The sequence below is a fragment of the Chryseobacterium sp. BGARF1 genome, assembly GCF_001677955.1.
Lineage (GTDB): Bacteria > Bacteroidota > Bacteroidia > Flavobacteriales > Weeksellaceae > Chryseobacterium.
On sequence record NZ_LELA01000039.1, the window covers coordinates 1 to 21,775 of the forward strand.

The window sequence follows — 21,775 nt, forward strand, 5'->3', positions numbered from 1 at the left end:
ACCAATTTATGCTTATTTTTGAAGAAAGGCTCAGATTGTAAAATCCAAGCCCTAACTTTTTAACTTACACACTTTGTGGGATAGTGTCATGTTTTATTTCTTTAAATCTTCTTTCAGTTTTTTTGCACCGTCTTCTACTTTTTGAGCTCCTTTTGCAGCAGCATCTTTTACGTCTTTGCTAACATCTTGAGCTCCTGATTTTAGGTCTTTTCCTACTTTATGGGCTTCATCTTTAATATTTTTTCCTGCAGTATTAATATCCTCTTTTGCTTTCTGAGCAGTATTCTCTATTTTATTACCCGCATTATCTACGGTATTTTTAATATCGCTTTTCGCTTTATCTATTTTTGAGGTATCTACCAATTCGGTACCGATTTCCGTAGTCGTTGTAGTCGTTACAGATCCGTCAGGATTTTCGGTTTTTTCTGTTGTTGATGATTTTGTGCATGCAACAAATAGTGTAGACACTGCTACTGCTGCTAAAATGTGCTTTTTCATTGTGTATATTTTAAGTTAGTATTTGATTTTTCGATGTTAAAAAACTTAATTATTCTACTTTAGTTTCGGTAGAATTATTTTCAGCTGCTTTTAGTTTTTTCTCAGCTTCTGCCTTCTTTTTATTCTCTTTTTCAAGTTCCAGAGTAATTCTTTTTTCTTCCTGTTGCAATTTTAATACCTCTTTTAGAGAATCCTGATATTTTTGCGAAGACATTCTTATTTGTCTCGCAACATCTACAGATATAGCCCCTGGCGAAAAAGAATCTATTGCTGTAGTGTCATATTTAAGTTTTAATTCCTGAGTAGTATCAACAACCGGTTCTCTTTTAGAACAGGCAACCGTAAACAATGATAAAATTACCCCAGCACAGATTACATTTTTCATGCAACTAATTTAATAGAAATTCGGCAATTACAGGATAGTGATCTGATAATTTTACAGAATAATCTACCTTATAACTTTTAGGGATAATACTGCTCGAGGCAAAAATATAATCTATTCTCAAAGGAAATTTATAATCATGAAAACTTGTGGAGCTGCCATTTCCGGCTTTTACAAAGGCGTCATCTAAGTTTTTACCTAAATTGTAATATTCCCAGGAATTAGGAACTGAATTAAAGTCTCCAGCAAGGATTACCGGATAAGGCGAATTATCAACCGCTTTTCTGATTTTTCTTACTTGATCTTCATGAGTTTTGAATGTAGGTATCAACTTTGAAAATAAGGCTTGAATTTTATTTTTTTCTTGCTTTTCTGAGTTTTCATCTTCCATACCAAGCATATTTTTATTAAGTCTGAATGGCTCAAGGTAAACATTGATAACCCGGACTATTTTACCATTAATATCAATGTCTGCATAAAAAGAATTGCCTTTGGAGTCATCATTTATTAAATCTCCTTGTCTTAAAATCTTATGTTTAGTTTTTAATATCACCGAAGGATATTTTATCAAGTCACTTCTTAGCGCTCTGTTGGTGTCTTTTTCCTGAACCAAAATAATATCGGCATTTTGATCTGTAATGTATTTTTTTACTTTACTCCAACCTGAGCTCCCGTATTTTACATTGAATGTTAAAACTTTGAGATCTGTTTTTGCGGTATTAATGTCGTTGTTTTGCGGAGAGAAGTTAACCCATCGTCTTACCGGATTGTAAAAAATAAAGGTTGAAAGAATAAAAACGAAAGCAATTTTTTTCTTTTTTATAATCCAAATAACACTTAATAAAATATGCGCTAAAATTAAATAAGGAAAACCTAGCGAAAGAAGATTGAGTTTGCTGAAATAATTTGGAGGGATCCAGGCATTGGCAAATGTGCTCAATAATAATATTAAAACTCCTAGATGGATAAAAAGTAAAAAAGGAAACCGCTTCATGAAACTCAAAATGTTTCAAGAGTAACAAAAATTCTGCCAATCAGAGGTTTATAATTTTTTATTATGTTTTATTCAATTTTAAAAGTGGCGATTACCGGAAAATGGTCAGAAAGATTTACCGCTCGGTCAACTTTATAGCTAACAGGTTTTATAGATTCGGAAGTAAAAATATAATCTATTCTTAAAGGATATTTGTAATCATGAAAACTTGTTCCGCTACCTTTGCCTACTTCATAAAAGGCATCTTTTAACCCTTCTGAAGTTTTATAGTATTCATAAGAATTTGGGACTGCATTAAAATCTCCTGCTACGATTACAGGATAAGGAGAATTATCAATGCTTTCTCGGATGCTTTTTACCTGTTCCTGATGCGACTTAAAGGTTGGAATTAATTTTTTGACAATATTTTTCACTTTTTTCTCATCGTCCTCGCTGTTTCCGTTAAGCCTTACCATACTTTTTACAACACCAAAGGATTGTAGATGGACGTTAAAAATACGATAGGTTTTACCTTTTATTTCGAGATCGATTTGCTCGCATTGTGAGGTTATATCTGAGTCTGGAAGATCGTCGAAAAGGTTTTTTCGGCTTAATATTTTATAATGTGTATAGAGGGATATAATGGAAGCGGTGTGTTTTCCTGTGATATTTTTGAATTGCAGCTCGCCCTCATCTCCATATTCCTGTATAAAAACTAAATCTGCATTCTGTTCGTTGATGTAATCAATTACTTTTTGTTTACCTAATTTTCCTCCTTTAATATTAAACGTAAGAACTTTAAGGTTTGCCGTTTCCTTACTTTGAGAAGAATAATTAACCCATCTTTTTACAGGATTTAGAAAGAATAATCCCATAAACATAAAGACAAATGCTCTTTTTTTCCAACTGAAAATCCAGAAAAATGTGATTAAAATATAGCCAATAGCCAAAAGAGGAAAACCTAAAGACAGTAAATTAAACCAAGGAAAAATTTTCGGTGGAATATAAGCATTCAGTAAAACTCCTGTTAACAGAAGTAATAATCCTAAATGCACAATAAGAAGTATTAACCGGACAACTTTCACAGGATGTTATTTGAATCGGTATAAGTGTTTTTTCCAGATTTTAGCTAAAATAAATCCTACAATGGCACCTCCGACGTGAGCTAAATGGGCAATTCCACCACCATTTCCACTGATACCTAAATAAATGGAGCCTATTACAACGACGGGAAGTACATATTTTACTTTTACAGGAATTGGAATAAACATAATTCCAATTCTTGCTTCAGGGTATAAAGTTGCGAACGCAGCAATAACTCCAAAGATTGCTCCAGATGCGCCAAGCATTGGGGATTTTAGATTAATTAAAAGTTCTTTAGATAATTCAAAAATCTCAGGTGTTTTATTGTTTAAAAGTATATCTCCTGAATAATTAATGTCTGCTTGTCTATAAATTTCAGTAATATCAATTCCTAATCCCTGTAGAGTACTTGTAATTTGTTGAATTTCAACAAAATTCCATAAATTAAATAGGAAAAAAGAACCCAATCCACTTAAAAAATATAATATTAAATATTTTTTATCTCCCAATGATTGCTCTAAAATAGGTCCAAAACTATACAATGTAAACATATTAAAAAGAATATGCATTATACCTGCTCCGCCCTCAAAAGGAGCGTGCATAAACATATGGGTTACAATCTGCCAAGATTTAAAATTGGGTGAAAAAGGATAAAAAGCAGATAATAAATTATATAGTTCTGGTTTTTGTAAAGCGTAAAGAAAAAAATTAGAAATTACATAAACTACAATGTTTATAATAATTAAATTTCGGGTAAGTGGCGGTATATTATTAAACATTTACTTAAAATTTATTTTTAAAATCATTAAATGGAACTTCATAAAAACATCTTTTCCCGTTAGGTAAAAATTCTGGGAAACCTAATGCTGTAAAATCTTTAATCAATTGTTCTGCATCTGCTTTATAGATAAAATCAAAACGGGATTTCGACTGCATTTTGTTCCATTGGTTTTGGTAAAAATGCAAGAACTCTTTTTCGGTTTTATATTCTAAAACATTAAAAAGATCCTCCAGAAATTTCATTACCTGAGACTCTTTTAGCCCTTCCGGAACCGCATCAATGCTTAAAACACTGTCGTGATTAATGCTCATCTCAAACCCCAGTTCAGGAAGATATTTTTTAATTGAATTGTACTTGCTCTTTTCAGTTTCGTTCATATGATATTCTAACGAAAACAAGAGAGACTGTCTGTTTGTAGATTTCTTTGATGTTTTATTACTTTCTGCCACCAAAAGGCGGTGCATTCTGCCCAAATCGAGCATCAATGTGCGGTCTCCTTTATTAAAAAGCCAATATCCGTTGGGAAGTCGCATCAAATCTTCATCAAAATCTTCATCTTCAAATAAATTAATCTTTGAAGGCTCTGCAGAAAAATTCTGATGATACATTTTTGTAAGATTCTGAATTTCTATTTGCGGATTTCCTCTTTCTTCCAAAAAAGGGTTGTAATCTCGGTCTACAATTATTTCGGGCATTTTGAGATTTCCGATGTTATTGCTTTTGCTCGAAAAGCTTTTATTCATCATTTCATCAAGTTGCGGATCTCTTTCGAAATCAAGGCTTGGTGCAATATTGTAAATTCCTAAAGCGCGCTTAATGGTAGAACGGAGCAAAGCGAAAATAAGATGCTCGTCTTCAAATTTCACTTCCGTTTTTTGTGGGTGAATATTGACATCAATTTTTTCAGGATCCAATTCGAGGAATAGAAAAAAGGTAGGAATATAGCCTGGTAAAAGCAATCCTTCAAAAGCTTCCTGAACCGCTTTATTGAAATACGGACTTTTAAAAAATCTTCCGTTCACAAAAAGGAATTGTTCGCCACGGGTTTTCTTAGCACCTTCCGGTTTTGCTACGAAACCATGAAGTTGACACCACAAAATATCTTCTTTTATGGGAATCAGTTGTGGATGAAGTTTTCTGCCGAAAATATCGACAATTCTTTGCATCTGAGTTCCTTTTCTTAATTTAAAAATAGGCTCGTCATCATGAAAAAGAGAAAATTCTAAACCTTCGTGAGCCAGTGCTACGCGCTGAAATTCATCTATGACATGACGGAATTCAATATTGTTATTTTTAAGAAACTTTCTTCTTGCAGGAACATTGTAGAAAAGATTTTTAACTAAAAAATTAGATCCTTCCGAAGTCTGCGCCGGTTCCTGAAACTGGAAAACTCCGCCTTCAATGTAAATATTAGTTCCTAAAGCTGTATCTTTTTGTTTGGTTTTCAATTCTACCTGAGAAACAGCTGCAATAGAAGCCAGAGCTTCACCACGGAATCCCTTGGTTGCTATTTTAAATATATCTTCAGTTCCTCTTATCTTTGATGTAGCGTGTCTTTCAAAAGACATTCTAGCATCGGTCTCAGACATTCCTTTTCCATCATCAACAACCTGAATAAGGTTTTTCCCGGCATCTCTTATGATCAGCTCTATTTTTGTAGCTCCGGCATCGATAGAGTTCTCCAAAAGTTCTTTTACAATTGATGCAGGACGCTGTACCACCTCACCGGCTGCGATTTGGTTGGCTACATGATCGGGTAAAAGCTGAATAATATCTGACATAAATGAATAATGAACTTACAAAAATAAGCAAAGCAAACAAGAATTAAAATATTAAACGAATGAATTGAGCATTAAGTTATCCCTATCTTTTGCACAATCCTATTAAAAAAGCCCCTAATTGTACAACAATTAGGAGCCCCAAACTAAGTATATGCAATTTGTGCTGTCCAATTTTAATCAATGACTATTACATCATTTTCTCTTCTAAGACCAATTTCGATTTTTCTGGTCGTTTTTGTTTTATTACTACTTCTGCGCTTCCATGTATTCTGTCGTATAAATACGCCATCAGATTGGGCTTTTTATAGATTTTTGAATATCTGTAGCTCGTATAAAAATGTCTCAGATGAATTTTATAAAGATCATATCCGATAACAACTACCAAACAAGCACTGATTACATAGAATACACTGAACTCCAGATAATAATAAGTTAATCCTGAAAACACAGCTCCTGTAACATAAGCAAACATTACACTTGATAAAAGTTTTGCTCTTGCAATCAACTCAGGATTTTTCCTATATTTTTTGTGCGTAAACATAGACATCAGAATTCCCAAGTCGGTTGTTGTTCCGGTAAGGTGAGTCGTTTTCACCAAAAAGTTGGAAATACTTGCCGTCAAACCATTCTGTAAACCGGTAGCAAAAAGCATTAAAGCGACCAAATATTCTGCTTCTTCCAGTGTTTTCTGATAATAAAACTGTCCGTAAATACCTACGATCAAAAGACATAAAATCTCCAGAACAATCGGCATTGCGTGAGCAAAATATTTACTTTTTTTGTTGAAGTTGATTACGAAAAAGTTGGCGGTAAAACTACCGAAGAAGAATAGGAAGATCCAAGCTCCGACAACCGCAACCTGATTCCAGTTTCCTTTACTTATTTCTGCTGCAAAAACGGCATAATGTCCCGTTACGTTTGAGGTAAATGAGAGAAATATTAATAGAGATGCAATATTTATAGTTCCTGCCGTAAAAGCAGTCAGCGTCCCCAGTTTTATGTTGTCTCCCAACGTCCTGCTGTTACTATAATTTCTTAACATTTTACTTAAATTTTAAATAGTTTGTATTTAAAAAAGGCATTAAACTTCCACAAAAACTTCTGCAAGCCTGCCTCTTTCCGGCATAAAAGCGGGAGTTCCTAATACCATTTCGTGAGACGTCAATTCTTTACACTTTTTGATGTAAGGATTCAAATCAAATTTTCCTTTGGTATTTTTATTTTTAAGGGAAGGCGAATAGTATGCTTCTGTAATTTCTTCAGCTTTTACGTAATTGTTAAATGCTCTCTGGAAGCTTCCGGAAAAAACATCGCAAACAACTTTGTGAACCAAATGCGGATATTTATTGACAATAATTCCGTAAGCATCACAAAATTCCTGAGTTCTTATTTTGTTGAAAATAGTAGATTTTGTGGTGAAAAGAAGATCTCTGATAGAATCTCCCATATCATAACCCGATACCAATAAAATTTTGTATTGTGTATCATTTTCCTCTGCGTTTTTCTCTTTTAAAACTCTTTTTAAAATATTCAGAGACTCAAGAGAATAATCTGTTGCTATTAAAATGGTTTTGATCATATCTTTAGATTTAGTTGTGTAACATCTTTTTGATGATACAAAACTATATCTGCCAAATTAAAAGCCCTTTGGAACGAAATTAAAATGTAATTAAAGAGATTAAAATGAGATTAGAATTTCATTTTAAAAAATGCTTCTTTTTGAAGCTAACTTGGGGTTTCTTCTTTCTGAGTACCGTAAATAGTAGGAAAACGCATTTGTACAGTAGTTCCCTGATTTTCGTGTGAGCTCACTAACAATTCTCCGTTGTGCATTCTCACAATATTTCTGGCAAGTGGAAGACCGATGCCGTAACCTTCATAATTTCGGGTATTCGAAGCCCGGAAAAAAGGATCGTAGATTTTATTCATTTCAGATTCCGGAATCCCAATTCCGTTGTCTTTAATGATGATGTAAAGGTCTGTATCTGTTGCGCCCAACGAAACTTTTACCTGTTGATGATTAGAATATTTGCAGCCGTTATTAATGATATTGGCAACCGCCAGATGAAGAAGCTGCTCGTTACCCTGCACTTTCAGTTTTTTAGGATTATCCGGAAGCATGCTGATGTCGAGGTAAATATTGTTTCGGGAATCAATTTTTCTTAAAGTCTCGATAACATCCCATAAAAGCTGATCGATTCTTACTTTGTCTATTTTCTGAATTCTGCCGTCAAACCCGGTTTGTGCAATCAGTAAAAGTGCTTTTATTTTTTTATCAAGTTTTTCGGCCTCATCTAAAATAATTTCTAGCGTTTCTTTATATTCTTCTGCAGTTCGGTTGATAGAAAGTGCAACATCGGCTTCACCCATGATTGACGTAAGCGGTGTTCTGAGCTCGTGCGAAACGTTTCCAATCAGATGATTTTGGGTTTCAAAAGAAGTTTCGATTCTTGTTAACATGGTGTTGAAAGTTTCAACCAGTTCATTTAATTCTTTGTTGTCTGGTTGAGGTTCAAGTCTTAAATGTAAATTTTCAGAGCTGATTTCTTTTACTTTTCCGGTAATTTTAAGAATTGGTTTGAATAAAGTTTTAGAAAGATAAAAAGAGAAAATCATGCTGAAAAATATCGAAAGAATCATACATGTAATCAATGTTCTTTTTAAAAAACCAAGATAATGAACGACGTAATGGTTTTTTGCCGAAGCAATCGCGATATAATCTTTGTTTTGATATTTGAAAGTCTGCCCGATATAATAAAATTCAGAATCGTTGTAATTGGCTTCCCCAGATCTGATGATATTTTTAAAAAAAGTGTCCGGAATATGTACTTCGTGGGAAATTTTACTGAAATTTGAATCTGTAGGAATGACAAAAACATAATCTCTTTCCATCGGAAGCTCTTCGTCATTCCTGCTGTTGAGAATATAGTTTTCAGGAAGATCGAGATGTTCTTTGCTTTTCTCGATCTGTACAATCGTTGTGGTACGGATTTTCAGCAATTCATAAAACCTTTGATGCGAAAAATTAACAATAGAAAAGTATACCGATCCACCAAAAATCAGAATAACGGTTGTAAAAACAACCATCAAAAGCACCATCGTTTTGGTTTGATTGGTAATGACTCTATTAAACATTTTCTAAGGTTTTTTTAATACATATCCCATTCCTATTACTGTATGAATGAGTTTGCTGTCTTCCTGATGATCTATTTTTTTTCGTAAATAGTTAACGTAAACATCCACAACATTGGTTCCCAATTCATAGTTAACTCCCCAAACTGCATCTAAAATTTCGGCTCTTGAGATTACTTTTTCAGGATTATTAAGAAAATACATCAGAAGTTTATATTCTGTAGAAGTTAAAGAAACTTCTTCATCTGCACGAATTACTTTTTTTGTGTAATCATTCACGATTAAATCTGAAACCTGAAAAACATGCTCATTATCAATTTCGTTTTCGGCAGCACTTGGTGTGTTGATTGGGTTACTTCTTCGAAGCAGAGACTTTACACGGGCAACTAATTCGATAAACTTAAAAGGCTTTACGAGATAATCGTCGCCGCCATTTTCTAATCCTAAAACAATATTCTCGGAAGTTCCCAATGCGGTTAAAAAAAGAATAGGAACACTTTTGTTGGTTTTTCTAATTTCTTTGCAGACATCCAGTCCGTTCATTTCGGGTAGCATAATATCGAGAATGACCAAATCGAAATCATTTTCCTGCACCAAATTGACACCGGTGCGGCCGTCAAATGCTACAGAAATTTCATATCCTTTTTCCTGAAGTCCTTTTTTAATAAAAGAGACAACGCTGGTTTCATCCTCAATCAGAACAATTTTTTTCATAAAAATAGTGAACTTCACAAAAATAGGAAAAAGATTATAAACGAAAAACTCTGCTTTTTTAATCTTAATTCAACAAAAAAGACGAATGTAAAATTCGCCTTGAGTTATATATGGAGTGTGTTTTTACTTGAAAATGAATCATTAATTACAACCTGAGCAATATGATCTGTCGACATATTTTTTGCTATTTCCTGTGTAATAATAGCAACCACCTCTTTTTCCGACATATAAAGTACGTCCGTTATAGGTACAATCTTGTTTTGTAGAAGCTGTTTTCGTTCTTTTCTTATTGCTTTTGTTGCTTTTCTTTTTTGGTTTTGTGTTTGAAAATTCTGTTTTAGCAGTTGAATTTTCTTTGGCTAAAAAATTGGCAGGTAATAATAAGCCTAAACCTAAAAGGCTTGTAAAAAGTAGTTTTTTCATGGTTTTAATGTTAACTTATATTAGTTGTAATTTTCTAGTGTTTTATGAAGCTGATCCTTATAATTATAGATTTCATCCAGATTATTCAGTAAAATTTTTTCTCCTGCCTCTTTTCCGTTATGGAATGTTTCGAGATATTTATTGGCGGTATTAAAATGTAATCTGCAAAGTGGTTTTCTATTGTTATCGTCGAGTAAGATCCCGAAATAAGATAAAGTATCTCTGTAGGCAATCCTTGAAGAAGGAATTTTTTCTCTCAAAATAGCTTTCACAATCTGAAATCCTTCCAATTCTTCTTCTGTGGTTACAATTTTAGAATCATTATTCTCATCGATTGGTTGTGATGTTTTTATATCATCATCCTGCTTTTCAATTTGTTCATTGATGCTTAATGCGGATTTTAGTCTGAAACTGATAGATTCGTTAATGGAAGTTGTTAACGCTTTTTTTGCATATTCTTTAAACGAAATCATTCGGTTTGCAGTTAAAGGCTTTTCAAAAAAACGGTTAACCAATAGCTTGACCAATTCATCAGAAGGATTTTCAATCTCTTTTTCAAATTCTTTTCTGATGGCCTTGATGTATTTTAATGCTTCTGCAGAATCCAGAATGCTTTCGAGATTGTAATCTTTTTTGGTGAAACTTTCCAGAATTTTAATCGAACTGTCTTTTATATCTTCAATATTGATGGTGAAAAAAGGTTTTTCATCCATAATATTTGGTTTCTCAAGATCAGTGTAGAAATTGTAGACAATTCCGTTGGTAAGCACTCCAAATCTGGTTTTCGAAACATGGTAATATCTGTGCAGCTGAGAATTGTGGGCATCTGCGCTTTCTTTCCAGTGTTTGCATTCGATAATGAAAATGGGTTCGTCATTATTTTTGATGACATAATCTACTTTTTCGCCTTTCTTGGTTCCAATATCGCAAACATGCTCCGGAATAACTTCTGTAGGGTTGAAAATATCATACCCCAAAATCTGTATAAAAGGCATTACAAAAGCATTTTTGGTGGCTTCTTCGGTGCTGATTTGCTCTTTTAGTCCTACCACTTTTTGATGTAATTGCTCAAGTTTAATTTTAAGATCCATAATGTTTTTTTTAAAGAGTTTCATCAACGATTTCGGCGGTTGGAGCATTGGTTTTTACAGAATCAATTCCGATTTCCATACTGGATTTTGAACTGTAATACTGGCTTTTTCCAATGATCTCTCCGTTTCTTGCTTTCAGAACAAAGTACTCTTTCTCGTTTACGGCAACTCTTCTGTCGTATCTTGTATCATCCTGTGAATTGATTCTTACAGATTCAATTCCTTTCTGGCAATTTGCTTTTGTGGTGTAACCTTCGCTGGTTAAAATAATTTCACCGTTTCCGGCTTTCAGATTAAATTGATATTCATCATTTTTTCTTTTGCTGATTGTAAATTTTCCCATGATTGATTTTGTTTAATACTCCAAAAGTATAAACCTTTCAAAACCAATCCTTACGGGAAACCGTAAAACAAAAAACCTTTCAAATTATTGAAAGGTTTTGAATAGTTAATTAAGAGGAGTTATATAATTCCTAAGTCTTTACAGAAGGCAACCAATTGCTCGTTGTTGCTTATTCCCAACTCTTCTTTCAGGGTATTGAGTTTCTTTTCAATACTGCTCAAACTGTTGGGTTTTATATTGTTGTTTTGTAGAAATACCGGAATGTTTTTTTGTAAAACACCTTGAGAAAGTAAAGAAACTAGGGTAATATCATACGTTGTGAATTCATAATTATTCAGTTTTTTTACCTCCTGTTTAAGATCAAGTGAAAGATAATTTTCATTGTTATAAACTGACGTAATTGCTTTTTTCAATTCTTTAGAATCGTGTCTTGCTTTTCGTACATAGCCGTTTATTCCGTAATCATTAAAAAGAGAATCGATTATTCCGGATTTGTGTTCAGCAGAAAAAACAATAATTTTTAAATCCGGTTGTTCTTGTCGGATTGCTGAAATCAATTCTCGGCCATTTTTTAATTTTTGAGGATGATGATCTTCTTCATAATAAAGGTCGGTGATGAGCAAATCATAAGGATTTTTTTCACGGATTGCTTTCTGGGCTTTTGCCAATGCGTCATCACAATAATAGACATACTCAAAATTATCAAAACTAAGGTCTTCTAAAGTTTTTTGTACTGAAATATTGATGCTTTCGTGGTCTTCGGAAATTAGAATTTTTTTAAACATTTTTATTTTTTTAAGAAACGGGAAATGAAATGTTGACCTTCAATCCTTTTTCGGTTTTGGTTTCAAAAGTAATTTTTCCGGCGATGTTTTCTATACGGGAAACCGTATTTGATAAACCATTTTTAAAAATTAATTCATTAGAAATTCCAATTCCATTGTCTGTATAATGAATATTGATAATGTTATTTATTTTTTCAAATCTTAAAGCAACATTACTCGCTTTACTATGTTTTTTCATATTCACCAAAAGTTCACGAATGATCTGGTAAATCTCCGTTTGAGTCGATTTTGTAACATTTTCCCAAGTTTCTTCCTGATTTCCGACGGTAAAGGTTTTGATCTCATCATTTTTAAAAGAAGCGACGAGTTTTGAAATTTTTTCATTGAATTTTTCATCATGAGAATCGGGATCTTCGTAGGAAATATCTCTGGATTTTTCATAAACATACTCCAGTTCGTCAAGCGTCTGCTCTTTATTGAAATCATTTTGATTTTCAATTTTTGTCATCACCTGATAAATTCCGTTGGCTACTACGTCGTGTACTTTTTTGGAGGTTTTTAGTTGTTGTTCTTTTAATTTGTTTTCGGATTCTAGTAGTAGTCTTTGTTTACGTTTTTTATAGTAAATTATTCCTGCAATTCCTGCAATTAAAGCTAAAATAGAAATACTATAAATTTGAAAACCTTTCACAGTGTTATCTTTTTGTAACTTGAGATTATCAGCTTTATTTTTTTCAGAATCAAATCTTATTAAAGCAAATTGATTTTTTGCTTTGTTTTTGGTTATTTGAATGCTATCATTTAAAGGTTGAAATCTTTTGAAATAATTTAAATAGTTTTTGCTATCTAAATAAATCATTTTTTGCAATGCTTGTGACTGATCTTCCAAACTATTATTTTTCATAGCAGTATTCATCATTTTATTTGCATAGTAAAAAGCAATTTTTTTATCTCTGTCAAAATAATAATTTGATAAAGTTGCAAAACTTGAGTTTTGTCCCAAAAAATCATTATTTCTTTCTCTTATTTTTAATGACTTAACTAATTCAGGAATGGGATCATAGTTTTTATTTTCTAAAAGTTTGGCCTTTGCAATATTGTTTAAAGCTCTGGAAAAATCAGCACTATCTTTTGTTAACATTGCTATTTTTAAATACTGTTTAGCTAAATTATATTTTTTTGTAGATATAAAAACATCTGCAATATTGTTACAATAGACATATTTATTTTCATTTGTAGTTACATCATTTAAAGCTTTTGTATAAAAGATAATAGCGTCATCATAATTATATAAGTATGCAGAACAGATTCCTATGTTATTATTGTTAGCAGCAAGAGTACTTCTAATAGTACTATCTGAAATTTTTTTTAAGAAATTATTTGCTTCTGTTGATGTTTCAATACTACCATAAAAATCACCTTGCTTTTGTTGAATGATCGCCATGTTTACTAATGACTTTGCTATTCCTAATGTGTCGTCAACACTTTTATATGATTCTTTTGCTTTGTTATAATAGTAAAAAGCGGAATCTGAAATATTAGAATCCCTAAAATCTTTAGCTTTTTGATAACATGTATTATTATCTCCAAAATATTCTATATTATTTTTTTTATTACAAGAACAAAACAATAAAAGAATTAAAATGTAAATAATTCTTTGCATAATCAGTTTTTTATGCAAAATAATAAAAAAGAGCAGATTTATAAAATCTGCTCGTAATAATTATTTATGGGCGAACAAAAGGGGGAGGAGTTTGTCCAGTGTTTCCACCTGTACTTCCTCCGTTTCCACTTCCGCTTCCATTTCCGTTTCCTCCGTTATCTCCTGTTCCTTGATCAAATCCTGTTCCTGTACCGTTTTGAATAGTTACTGTACTTCCGTTGTTATTAAAATTTGAGGTATTTGCATTATTATTTCCGAATGCTAAACCTAATAGCATTAATATTAATTGGATCATTTCCTTTAAATTTTTGAAGTTGAAATTGTTTTTCTTCCTCTCGCAGATACTTTGATCTCGAGCTGTACACGTTAAATTTCGAAGCGCTTCTAAATTTTTGGGAAGTGAACCTTCAAAAACGGAAGAGAAACATCTGCTTCCCAACCCGGAGTTTTCTTCCGTTTTATCAGGTGATTTTAGAAATCAGTTTTTAGTTTTTTTCTCTCTGATTTCTTTTACAAATATCTGATAGATATATGCGAATCTACGGACAGAGGATAGACAGAGGAATCGGTGTAAATGCTTGATTTTTATGGAAAACCGTAATTTGGTTGTCAAGATTTTGTCTAACTTGGACAGCGATAACTAATAACCTAAATTATAATGTACAGTAAGAAGAAACTTTTAGTGGAAACGGTCTTTGAAACTGCAAAAAAGGAACTTCCACGAGCGAGTATAAATTCTCTTTCAAACTATTTAAGTAGCCTTTTTGATGAGAGGTATGATTTTTCAAGAGACGAGAGATCGTTTACAAGGTATTATAAAAGCTTAATACAAGATGGAGAAGACTATAATATTGATGATATCACGCTGCTTTATTTAAGTAAATATATTGGTTATAAGGATTTTGAGGATTTTTGTAGTAAAATAAGCATTGAAGGCGGAGATGGCTCAACAACTTTTAAATTAGGCTTTAGTGATACGTTATCTGAACAAACCCCTCAAGTTAGTATTACCATTAATCCAACATTCAAAATGCCCGAATTCATGAAAAAAAATGGGATGGGTATTATGGAAATTGCATTGTTGCTATGCTTTACAACTGGAAGTATTGCTTTTTCGAAGAAGCCTAATACACAGGCTCCAGGAAAGGGTTTTGCTGGAATTTTAGATTCACAGCTTCATTGTATGTATTGGGATAAAAGTGAATATAAACCGATAAATTGTCAGGATAAAAATCCGATGTACAATCATAGAGTTCCTTTTGATTATGAAAAAATGGAATATTTTAAAAGAATTGAACGGAAAGATACTTTAACGGTAGATAATGCTTATGGGAAGGTTTGGTATTCTAAATATAACGGAGAAGTAGATTTTTTTACAGATGATGGAGTTGATCCGAATAATGGAAGAGAATTAAGAAAAGCAACAGAGTATATCATCGATAAATACGGCGGAATTCAGGAAGAAGGGCAATAAAAAAAGCGAAGAAAGATCTTCGCTTTTATTTTTTACTGTGAATCTGTTTCCAGCATGCCTAATTCTCCAAAATATTTTTTGAATTTCTGAATTTTTGGTCCTACCACTGCGCTGCAATAAGGCTGTGTCGGGTTTTCATTATAATATCCTTGATGGTATTGTTCGGCTGGCCAGAATTTTTCAAAAGGTGTTAGTTCTGTTACATAAGTTCCAGACCATCTTCCTGATCCTTGTGACGTTTTGATGGCTTCTTCAGCTTTTGCTTTTTCAGCATCGTCTTTATAATAAATGACAGAACGATATTGAGTTCCGATGTCATTTCCCTGTCTGTTCAATTGAGTAGGGTCGTGAAGGAAGAAAAATACATCCATCAATTGCTCATAAGAAATAATTGTAGGATCATACGTAATTTGTACCACTTCAGCATGACCGGTTTCACCTGTGCAAACTTCCTCATACGTCGGATCATCTTTATGACCACCAGAATACCCTGAAATTGCAGATTCTACTCCTTTTAATATATTAAAACAGCTTTCTACACACCAAAAGCATCCGCCACCAAAAGTAATCTGCTGAAAATTATTTTTATCCATTTTAAGTTGATTGTTTTATTTAAATATTCTCTTTTTAAAACTTTTATAAGCCTGAAAAATGAAATCAAAATTATGAAAAACTTTTTCATTTAAATAAGATTTTAGCCTTTAAGAATAAATGATAACAATAGATTTCGCAAATCATCAAAGTGTTTAAGACAAATTCTAATTTTATTAATTGAGCCAAGAAGGATCAACAAATTTATTTGCCATGAATACACAAATATTATAAACAGATATAAAAAACATTCGTGCATTCGTGGCTAAAAACGTTTTCAGAATAATCAAAAAAATCTGTGAAAATCTGTGAAAATCAGTGTAATTTGTGGGAAATAAAACAAAAAAAGCATCCTAAAAGGATGCTCAATATTTTAAATTTAATTCAGATCATTTTTCCCAAACCAAAGCACTTGCGCCAAGAATGGCTGCATCTGCCTCATCCAATTCACTGAAAACCAATCTTACTTTGCTTCTGAAAATAGGAAGAAGGCTTCTTTCCATATGAAGTTTGGCAGGTTTTAAAATGAAATCCCCTGCTTTAATAACTCCTCCGAATAATAAAATAGCTTCCGGTGAAGAAAACATTACAAAATTAGCTAATGCCTCACCCAATTTTTGACCGGTATATCTGAAAACCTCAACGGCAACAGGATCTTCTTTTAATGCGCATTCGTGCACCGTTTTAGAATTGATAGACTCTTCCGGATATTGATTAAGCATAGAATCAGGAAATTCTGCTCTCATTTTTTTTGCCGTAATGGCAATTCCTGTCGCAGAAGCATAAGCTTCTAAGCTTCCTTCAGAACCTGTACTCCAATGTTTTCTACCGCCTGGTTTTACAATGGTGTGACCCAGTTCTCCTGCAAAACCATCGTGACCGTAAATTAAATTTCCGCCAGAAACAATTCCGCTTCCTACGCCGGTTCCCAAAGTAATCATGATAAAATCTTTCATCCCTCTTGCTGCACCGTACATCATTTCACCTAAAGCTGCTGCATTGGCATCATTGGTCATTTTGCAAGGACTGTTGAATTTAGCAGTCATTAATTCTGCAAAATTGATAATCCCTCTCCAAGGAAGATTGGGAGCGAGTTCTATTGTTCCTCTGTAGTAGTTTGCGTTGGGAGCTCCTACACCGATACCTTCAATTCCACCTTGACAATGTTCATCAATCAATGGCTGAATCTGCTCGTGAAGAGCATCTACAAATGCTTCAGGCGTGCTGTATTGATCGGTTGGCAAAGAACCTTTGGTTAAAATCTGACCTCTGTGATTCACAAGACCAAACTTAGTATTGGTTCCACCGATATCGATACCTAATGCAACCTCTTTTGACAAATCTACTACTGACATTTTCTTATTGTATAATTTCGAGGCAATAAATTTATAAAAAAGATTGTATTAATAGTTATTAAACCCAATTTATTTGAAAATTCAAACGGTTTTTTTAGTCTTTTTTCTTCTTCCCCACCATATTAAAAATCCGGTTACAGGAAGTGAAGCACAAATTAAGCTGACAATAAATGCAATGATTTTGGTTGGCAATCCTAAAATAGATCCTACATGAATATCGTAATTCGCAGCAACCGTTTTCTCACCAAAATTTTTATCTTCATGATTGTACGTGTGTAAAAGTTCACCCGAGTTTTCATCAAAGATCAAACTGCTGTTTTTATGATAAGAATAAGAAAGATGCTTTACAAAAACGGAGAAATTAGGATGCTCATGATCATCCATGTGCGGATGTCCAAGATCGATTGCAAACCCGAAAGAGTTAGGATATTTTGCCTGAACCGTGTGAATGACTTTATCTAAAGTTGTCTCACTTCTTTGCTCAATCGGTGCTTTGGTGGTAATGTGCGAGAAATCGGGATATACCGTATTTCCTCCGGAGAAAACAAAATAGATCATCGCCTGTACCACAAAGAAGGCATAAAATAAACCTGTAATCGAAAAAATTAAAGCAAAAATTGAAGCGTAAAAACCTAAGATATTATGAAGGTCATAATTTTTTCTTTTCCAGCTTTTGATGTTTTTCCATTTGAAAGAGAAACGCTGTTTTCTGGCAGCTTTATTTTTTGGCCACCACAAAATAATTCCTGAAATCAGCATGATCACGAAGATAATTACCGGAATTCCCACTACATATTTTCCCCAGTCCTGTTTTAATAAAAAGCTCCAGTGAATCGATTTTACAATGCTGAAAAAACCGTTTTTCTCATCATAAGTTCTCAATACTTTTCCGGTGTAGGGATTCACATACGCTACTTTGTAGATAGGAAATTCATCAAAATAATTCCAGGCTGCGGTGTTGTGTTCGTACCAGTAAAACTGATAAGACAGTTTTTTGTCGATAGGAACATTCACCCAATGGATTTTATATTTTTCCTTAAGCTGATCGTCGACCATTTTTTCTAAAACACGAATCGGCAGAATTTGCTTCTGTGCGATGTTTTGCTCGTTGTGATAGATAACATCTTTACGGGTAAAATTCTCAACCTCGTCTTTGAATACAAACAAAGTTCCGGTGATTGAAACAATAAATATGATTAAACCGATGGAAAGACCAAACCACAGATGCAGTTTGCCTGTCCATTTTTTGAAAAGACTTGGTTTCTTTTTATGGGGATGTTTTTTCTTCATAGAAAATTACAATGTGTAAATTAAAATAAGTTTATTCAAATCAATTAAAATCTATATTCGACCATGAAGGTTCCTCTCATTCCCAAAGCATTTACAAATTCAGAATCTCTGGCGTTCCACCAAGCAATTGACGGTTGGTAAGTTGTGTTAAATAGATTTTCTACTCCTAAAGAAAGTTTCCAGTTTTTATCGATCTCATAATTTGATTTAAAATTAATTATCGTGTATTCCGGAACTCTTCCTTCTCCATAGGCGTACAAACCTGTTTTTGAGCTAGGACTGAATCTGTCTTGCTCGAAAGAATGAAGCATATCAAGACCTAAAGAAAGCGATTCTGTAGGTTTTACCTGAACGTAAGCCAAAACTTTTGGTGCAGCAATTCTGCTGTTGTTTACTTTTGCAGAGTAATCACCATCGTCTTTAAGTGAAGTGATCCCTTCTAACCAGCTGTAACTTCCACCGAAATTAATCCATTTTGCTGGTGTGAAATGTAAGAAACCTTCAACACCGTACACCACTTCAGGAGATCTTTGAATGGTAAATGATCTGTCGGGACCTTGAACAAAAGAAGCTCCCAATTTTGAAGTACTCACATAAGATGTTACTTCATAATTCAACCAATTAGAAATCTGTCCCGTTGCACCTAATTCATAATTGTTTACAATAATTGGCTTGGCTTCTATTTGGGCAAGGTTACTTTGTGTAGATGTTCTTAAAATTCTTCCGATTTCGTTAATAGAGTACGACTGAGAGAAGCTTCCGAAAAGATTGATTTGATTATTGATATTATAACGAAGACCAATATTCCCTACCAAAGCGTTGTATTTTAAATCTCCACCGGTTACAAAAATACTTTGAGTGAAGGTTCCGTCACTTTTTACTGAAGAAAGAGTGTTGAAGTCTCCTACATTTACCGTCATATTTTCGTATCTCAATCCTCCTTTTATCGTTAATTTTTTCAGTAAATCAATTTTCAGTAAAAGGAAAGGAGCGGTGTTGATCATATCCATATCTGGAGTCCAATAACGTCCGTCTTCAAGTTTTTGTACGGTTTTATCGTTGAGGAGATCAAGACCATAAATAACTTCTGCCTGAGAATTGGCGGCGGACCAAAGTTGAGTATCAAAATTGATTCTGGCTCCCATTTTTTTAGAAATAATATTCGACTGTCCGCCTCCCAAAAAAGTATCGCTATACCCGTAAACCGTTCTGAAGTCTTGCATATAAGCATTAACATTCAATGCTGTAGAGCCCCAAAAAAGATTTTTGTTGTCGTAGTTTATTCTGTAATTATGGTTACGCGGAGTTCCTTGTGGAGTGGTTTCCAGACTTTTGCCTTCCCCTTCTCCTATGGTCGGAGTAACGCCGTATTTTCCGGTTTTTATGCCTAAATTCAAATCAGATTTTGATGCATACCCCATATAAGAAACCTCGATTCTTTGGTCATCGTTAATATCATAACCCAACTTCAGTAATCCGTTGTAGTTGTTCATTTGTGCGGTGCTGTAAGTCGGGCTTAGAAATACACCGTCACCGTCTTTTGCATCACCGGTTCTCTCATAAGCCAAAGACGCTACATAGTCGAACTTTTTTATCTTACCCGATAGAAGTTGACTGGCTCTGAAGCCAAGAGTTCCACCATAAGGTTGTCCGGTAATACCCACCTGAGAAATACCTGATATTTTTTTATCTGTTTTGTTTCTTTTGGTGATATAATTGATGATACCGCCATCTGCACCGTTTCCGTAGATAGATGAAGCTCCTTTTATGACTTCAATTCTTTCTATAGCAGAAGGATCGATAGATTTAATATCTCTTGCACCGTTTCTTAGCGGTGTAGATTGTGGAATTCCGTCGATCAGCACCAAAACCTGACGACCTCTTAAAGTCTGTCCGGAATTGGAAGTCTGCCCGGAACTCGGTCCTAAACTCGGTACGGTATATTGCAGAATATTAGAAATATCTGAATTAACAGTCAATTGAGACTGAATTTGTTTTTCGCTAACAATGGTAATAGAACTGGGTATTTCTTTAATGCTTTCCTTTTTTCTGGAAGCTGTAAGAACCACTTCATCTACATTTTTTACTTTTAAACTGTCTGTTTCCTGTGCAAAAACTGCGACTGTGCTAAGACAAGCTACTGATAAAAGAGCCTTTTTCATACTGTTTTCTTTCCTTGTTTTTTACGTTTTCCCCACCATACCAAAAAACCGGTTACCGGTAATGAAGTACAAACTAATCCTGTTACAAACCATAAAATCTTTCCGAAGATTCCAAAGTATGAGCCAACATGTACGTCATAATTGGCATTGGCATATTTTTCAGCGTTTGTTAATTTTTGATGAGGTTTATTTGATAATAGTTTTCCCGAATATTTATCGTAGAACAGCTGGTTTCTTTCGCTATATCTACCGTCTTTACCATATGTGGTAACGGGAATATTTTCAAGTTCTTTTCCTTTTTTGTTTTTTCCGTTCAATGGAATTCGGAAGCTTGATGATTTTGAATATATTTTTTGAGTTTGAAGAATGGTAAGATCAAAAACCGACTTGTTTTTTGCTAAAAGTGAGTCCGGTGATCTAATTGTTTTTTCTTTTGGAAGTTCTAATGAACCGGATAATGTGAAATTAAATGCATTTTTCACCCACGGATAAGCAAAATATAACCCTGAAAGACTTAGCAATAAAGCGATAAACGAAGCATAAAATCCTAGGACATTGTGCAGATCATAATTTTTGCGCTTCCATGTTTTTACGTTTTTCCAATCGAATGAAAAACGACCTTTCCGCATTTTTTTGTTTTTGGGCCACCAAAGAATAATTCCTGTAATGAGCATAATGATAAACAGGACAACCGGAATTCCGACCACATATTTTCCCCAGTCTGATTTTAAAAGTAAACTCCAATGAATAGATTTCAAAATAGGGAAGAGGTCGTATTTTTCATTGTAAATTCCCTGAATCTCACCAGTGTACTGATTGACGTAAATAAGCTTATTAATCTTTACCTCATCAAAATAATTCCACGCCTTTTTGTCTTTTTCATAAAAAAGAAATTTGTAAGATTTGCTTTTATCTAAAGGAATTTCAACTGAACTTACCGGATATTTCTCATTCAGTTCTAAAGTAATCTTTTCTTTTAAAACTTCAATAGAAAGAGGTTTTTTATTTTCCGTTTCCGCTTTTACATAGATGGCTTTTTTTCTAAGCTGATTTTGAATTTCATCTTTAAAAACATACATCGTTCCCGATAAAGAAACAATGAAAACAATGAGACCTACTGATAAGCCGAACCAAAGGTGCAGTTTACCCGCCCATTTTTTATAGACGCTCGGTTTCTTTTTAGGATGATGCTTTTTTTTCATGAAATTTTTAAGAATGCGCAAAGATAAGTCTTTCTGTTTTTATTTAGATTAA

22 protein-coding genes are annotated in these 21,775 nt (G+C 33.5%); 1 reads left to right on the forward strand and 21 read right to left on the reverse strand.

What is annotated here, in order from left to right; genetic code table 11:
• Positions 1 to 93 precede the first annotated feature (93 nt).
• From AB671_RS06730 to AB671_RS06805, 16 genes are all read right to left on the reverse strand, one after another.
• Positions 94 to 498 carry a hypothetical protein gene (locus AB671_RS06730; RefSeq protein WP_066675426.1) on the reverse strand — a complete coding sequence of 135 codons (405 nt, stop codon included), beginning with the start codon at positions 496 to 498 and terminating at the stop codon, positions 94 to 96.
• 49 nt (positions 499 to 547) lie between these two features.
• Entirely contained in the window at positions 548 to 883 is a 336-nt protein-coding gene (locus AB671_RS06735; protein WP_066675424.1) for a hypothetical protein, read from the reverse strand.
• A gap of 4 nt (positions 884 to 887) precedes the next feature.
• Positions 888 to 1,874 (reverse strand): endonuclease/exonuclease/phosphatase family protein, encoded by a 987-nt coding sequence (locus AB671_RS06740; protein ID WP_066675421.1) that lies wholly within the window; start codon positions 1,872 to 1,874, stop codon positions 888 to 890.
• A gap of 68 nt (positions 1,875 to 1,942) precedes the next feature.
• Positions 1,943 to 2,938, reverse strand: coding sequence for an endonuclease/exonuclease/phosphatase family protein (locus AB671_RS06745; RefSeq protein WP_066675420.1), 996 nt, complete (start codon positions 2,936 to 2,938; stop codon positions 1,943 to 1,945).
• Positions 2,939 to 2,944: 6 nt separating this feature from the next.
• Positions 2,945 to 3,715 carry a rhomboid family intramembrane serine protease gene (locus AB671_RS06750; RefSeq protein ID WP_066675418.1) on the reverse strand — a complete coding sequence of 257 codons (771 nt, stop codon included), beginning with the start codon at positions 3,713 to 3,715 and terminating at the stop codon, positions 2,945 to 2,947.
• A 4-nt stretch (positions 3,716 to 3,719) separates the two neighbouring features.
• On the reverse strand, positions 3,720 to 5,498 hold the full coding sequence (gene mutL, locus AB671_RS06755) for a DNA mismatch repair endonuclease MutL (protein WP_066675415.1): 1,779 nt from the start codon (positions 5,496 to 5,498) through the stop codon (positions 3,720 to 3,722).
• 187 nt (positions 5,499 to 5,685) lie between these two features.
• Positions 5,686 to 6,540 (reverse strand): YoaK family protein, encoded by an 855-nt coding sequence (locus AB671_RS06760; RefSeq protein WP_066675405.1) that lies wholly within the window; start codon positions 6,538 to 6,540, stop codon positions 5,686 to 5,688.
• Positions 6,541 to 6,579: 39 nt separating this feature from the next.
• On the reverse strand, positions 6,580 to 7,077 hold the full coding sequence (locus AB671_RS06765) for a hypothetical protein (protein ID WP_066675403.1): 498 nt from the start codon (positions 7,075 to 7,077) through the stop codon (positions 6,580 to 6,582).
• Positions 7,078 to 7,223: 146 nt separating this feature from the next.
• Positions 7,224 to 8,633, reverse strand: coding sequence for a sensor histidine kinase (locus AB671_RS06770; RefSeq protein ID WP_066675398.1), 1,410 nt, complete (start codon positions 8,631 to 8,633; stop codon positions 7,224 to 7,226).
• A gap of 3 nt (positions 8,634 to 8,636) precedes the next feature.
• On the reverse strand, positions 8,637 to 9,344 hold the full coding sequence (locus AB671_RS06775; RefSeq protein ID WP_066675396.1) for a response regulator transcription factor: 708 nt from the start codon (positions 9,342 to 9,344) through the stop codon (positions 8,637 to 8,639).
• A 141-nt stretch (positions 9,345 to 9,485) separates the two neighbouring features.
• On the reverse strand, positions 9,486 to 9,767 hold the full coding sequence (locus tag AB671_RS06780) for a hypothetical protein (protein ID WP_066675394.1): 282 nt from the start codon (positions 9,765 to 9,767) through the stop codon (positions 9,486 to 9,488).
• Positions 9,768 to 9,787: 20 nt separating this feature from the next.
• Positions 9,788 to 10,858 carry a type I restriction endonuclease gene (locus tag AB671_RS06785; protein WP_066675448.1) on the reverse strand — a complete coding sequence of 357 codons (1,071 nt, stop codon included), beginning with the start codon at positions 10,856 to 10,858 and terminating at the stop codon, positions 9,788 to 9,790.
• A gap of 10 nt (positions 10,859 to 10,868) precedes the next feature.
• Entirely contained in the window at positions 10,869 to 11,201 is a 333-nt protein-coding gene (locus AB671_RS06790) for a YegP family protein (protein WP_066675392.1), read from the reverse strand.
• Between the two features lie 119 nt (positions 11,202 to 11,320).
• Positions 11,321 to 11,986: a response regulator gene (locus AB671_RS06795; protein WP_066675390.1), complete on the reverse strand. Its 666-nt coding sequence runs from the start codon at positions 11,984 to 11,986 to the stop codon at positions 11,321 to 11,323.
• Between the two features lie 10 nt (positions 11,987 to 11,996).
• A complete protein-coding gene (locus tag AB671_RS06800) occupies positions 11,997 to 13,649 on the reverse strand; it encodes an ATP-binding protein (RefSeq protein ID WP_082987254.1) in 1,653 nt (550 codons plus the stop codon).
• A 64-nt stretch (positions 13,650 to 13,713) separates the two neighbouring features.
• On the reverse strand, positions 13,714 to 13,944 hold the full coding sequence (locus AB671_RS06805; RefSeq protein ID WP_157444155.1) for a hypothetical protein: 231 nt from the start codon (positions 13,942 to 13,944) through the stop codon (positions 13,714 to 13,716).
• 363 nt (positions 13,945 to 14,307) lie between these two features.
• Here AB671_RS06805 and AB671_RS06810 point away from each other — a divergent pair, with 363 nt between their 5' ends.
• A complete protein-coding gene (locus AB671_RS06810; RefSeq protein ID WP_066675385.1) occupies positions 14,308 to 15,123 on the forward strand; it encodes a hypothetical protein in 816 nt (271 codons plus the stop codon).
• Positions 15,124 to 15,155: 32 nt separating this feature from the next.
• On the opposite strand, the gene msrA is transcribed toward AB671_RS06810, so the two are convergent.
• The 5 genes from msrA to AB671_RS06835 form a co-directional block, all read right to left on the reverse strand.
• Positions 15,156 to 15,716, reverse strand: coding sequence for a peptide-methionine (S)-S-oxide reductase MsrA (gene msrA, locus AB671_RS06815; RefSeq protein WP_066675382.1), 561 nt, complete (start codon positions 15,714 to 15,716; stop codon positions 15,156 to 15,158).
• Positions 15,717 to 16,103: 387 nt separating this feature from the next.
• Positions 16,104 to 17,069, reverse strand: a complete 966-nt coding sequence (locus AB671_RS06820; protein ID WP_066675380.1) for an ROK family protein — start codon at positions 17,067 to 17,069, stop codon at positions 16,104 to 16,106.
• A gap of 81 nt (positions 17,070 to 17,150) precedes the next feature.
• Positions 17,151 to 18,359 (reverse strand): PepSY-associated TM helix domain-containing protein, encoded by a 1,209-nt coding sequence (locus AB671_RS06825; RefSeq protein WP_066675378.1) that lies wholly within the window; start codon positions 18,357 to 18,359, stop codon positions 17,151 to 17,153.
• Between the two features lie 44 nt (positions 18,360 to 18,403).
• Positions 18,404 to 20,521, reverse strand: coding sequence for a TonB-dependent receptor (locus AB671_RS06830; protein ID WP_066675376.1), 2,118 nt, complete (start codon positions 20,519 to 20,521; stop codon positions 18,404 to 18,406).
• Positions 20,518 to 21,723, reverse strand: a complete 1,206-nt coding sequence (locus tag AB671_RS06835) for a PepSY-associated TM helix domain-containing protein (RefSeq protein WP_066675374.1) — start codon at positions 21,721 to 21,723, stop codon at positions 20,518 to 20,520. Before AB671_RS06835 ends, AB671_RS06830 begins: the two co-directional genes overlap by 4 nt.
• Positions 21,724 to 21,775 lie beyond the last annotated feature (52 nt).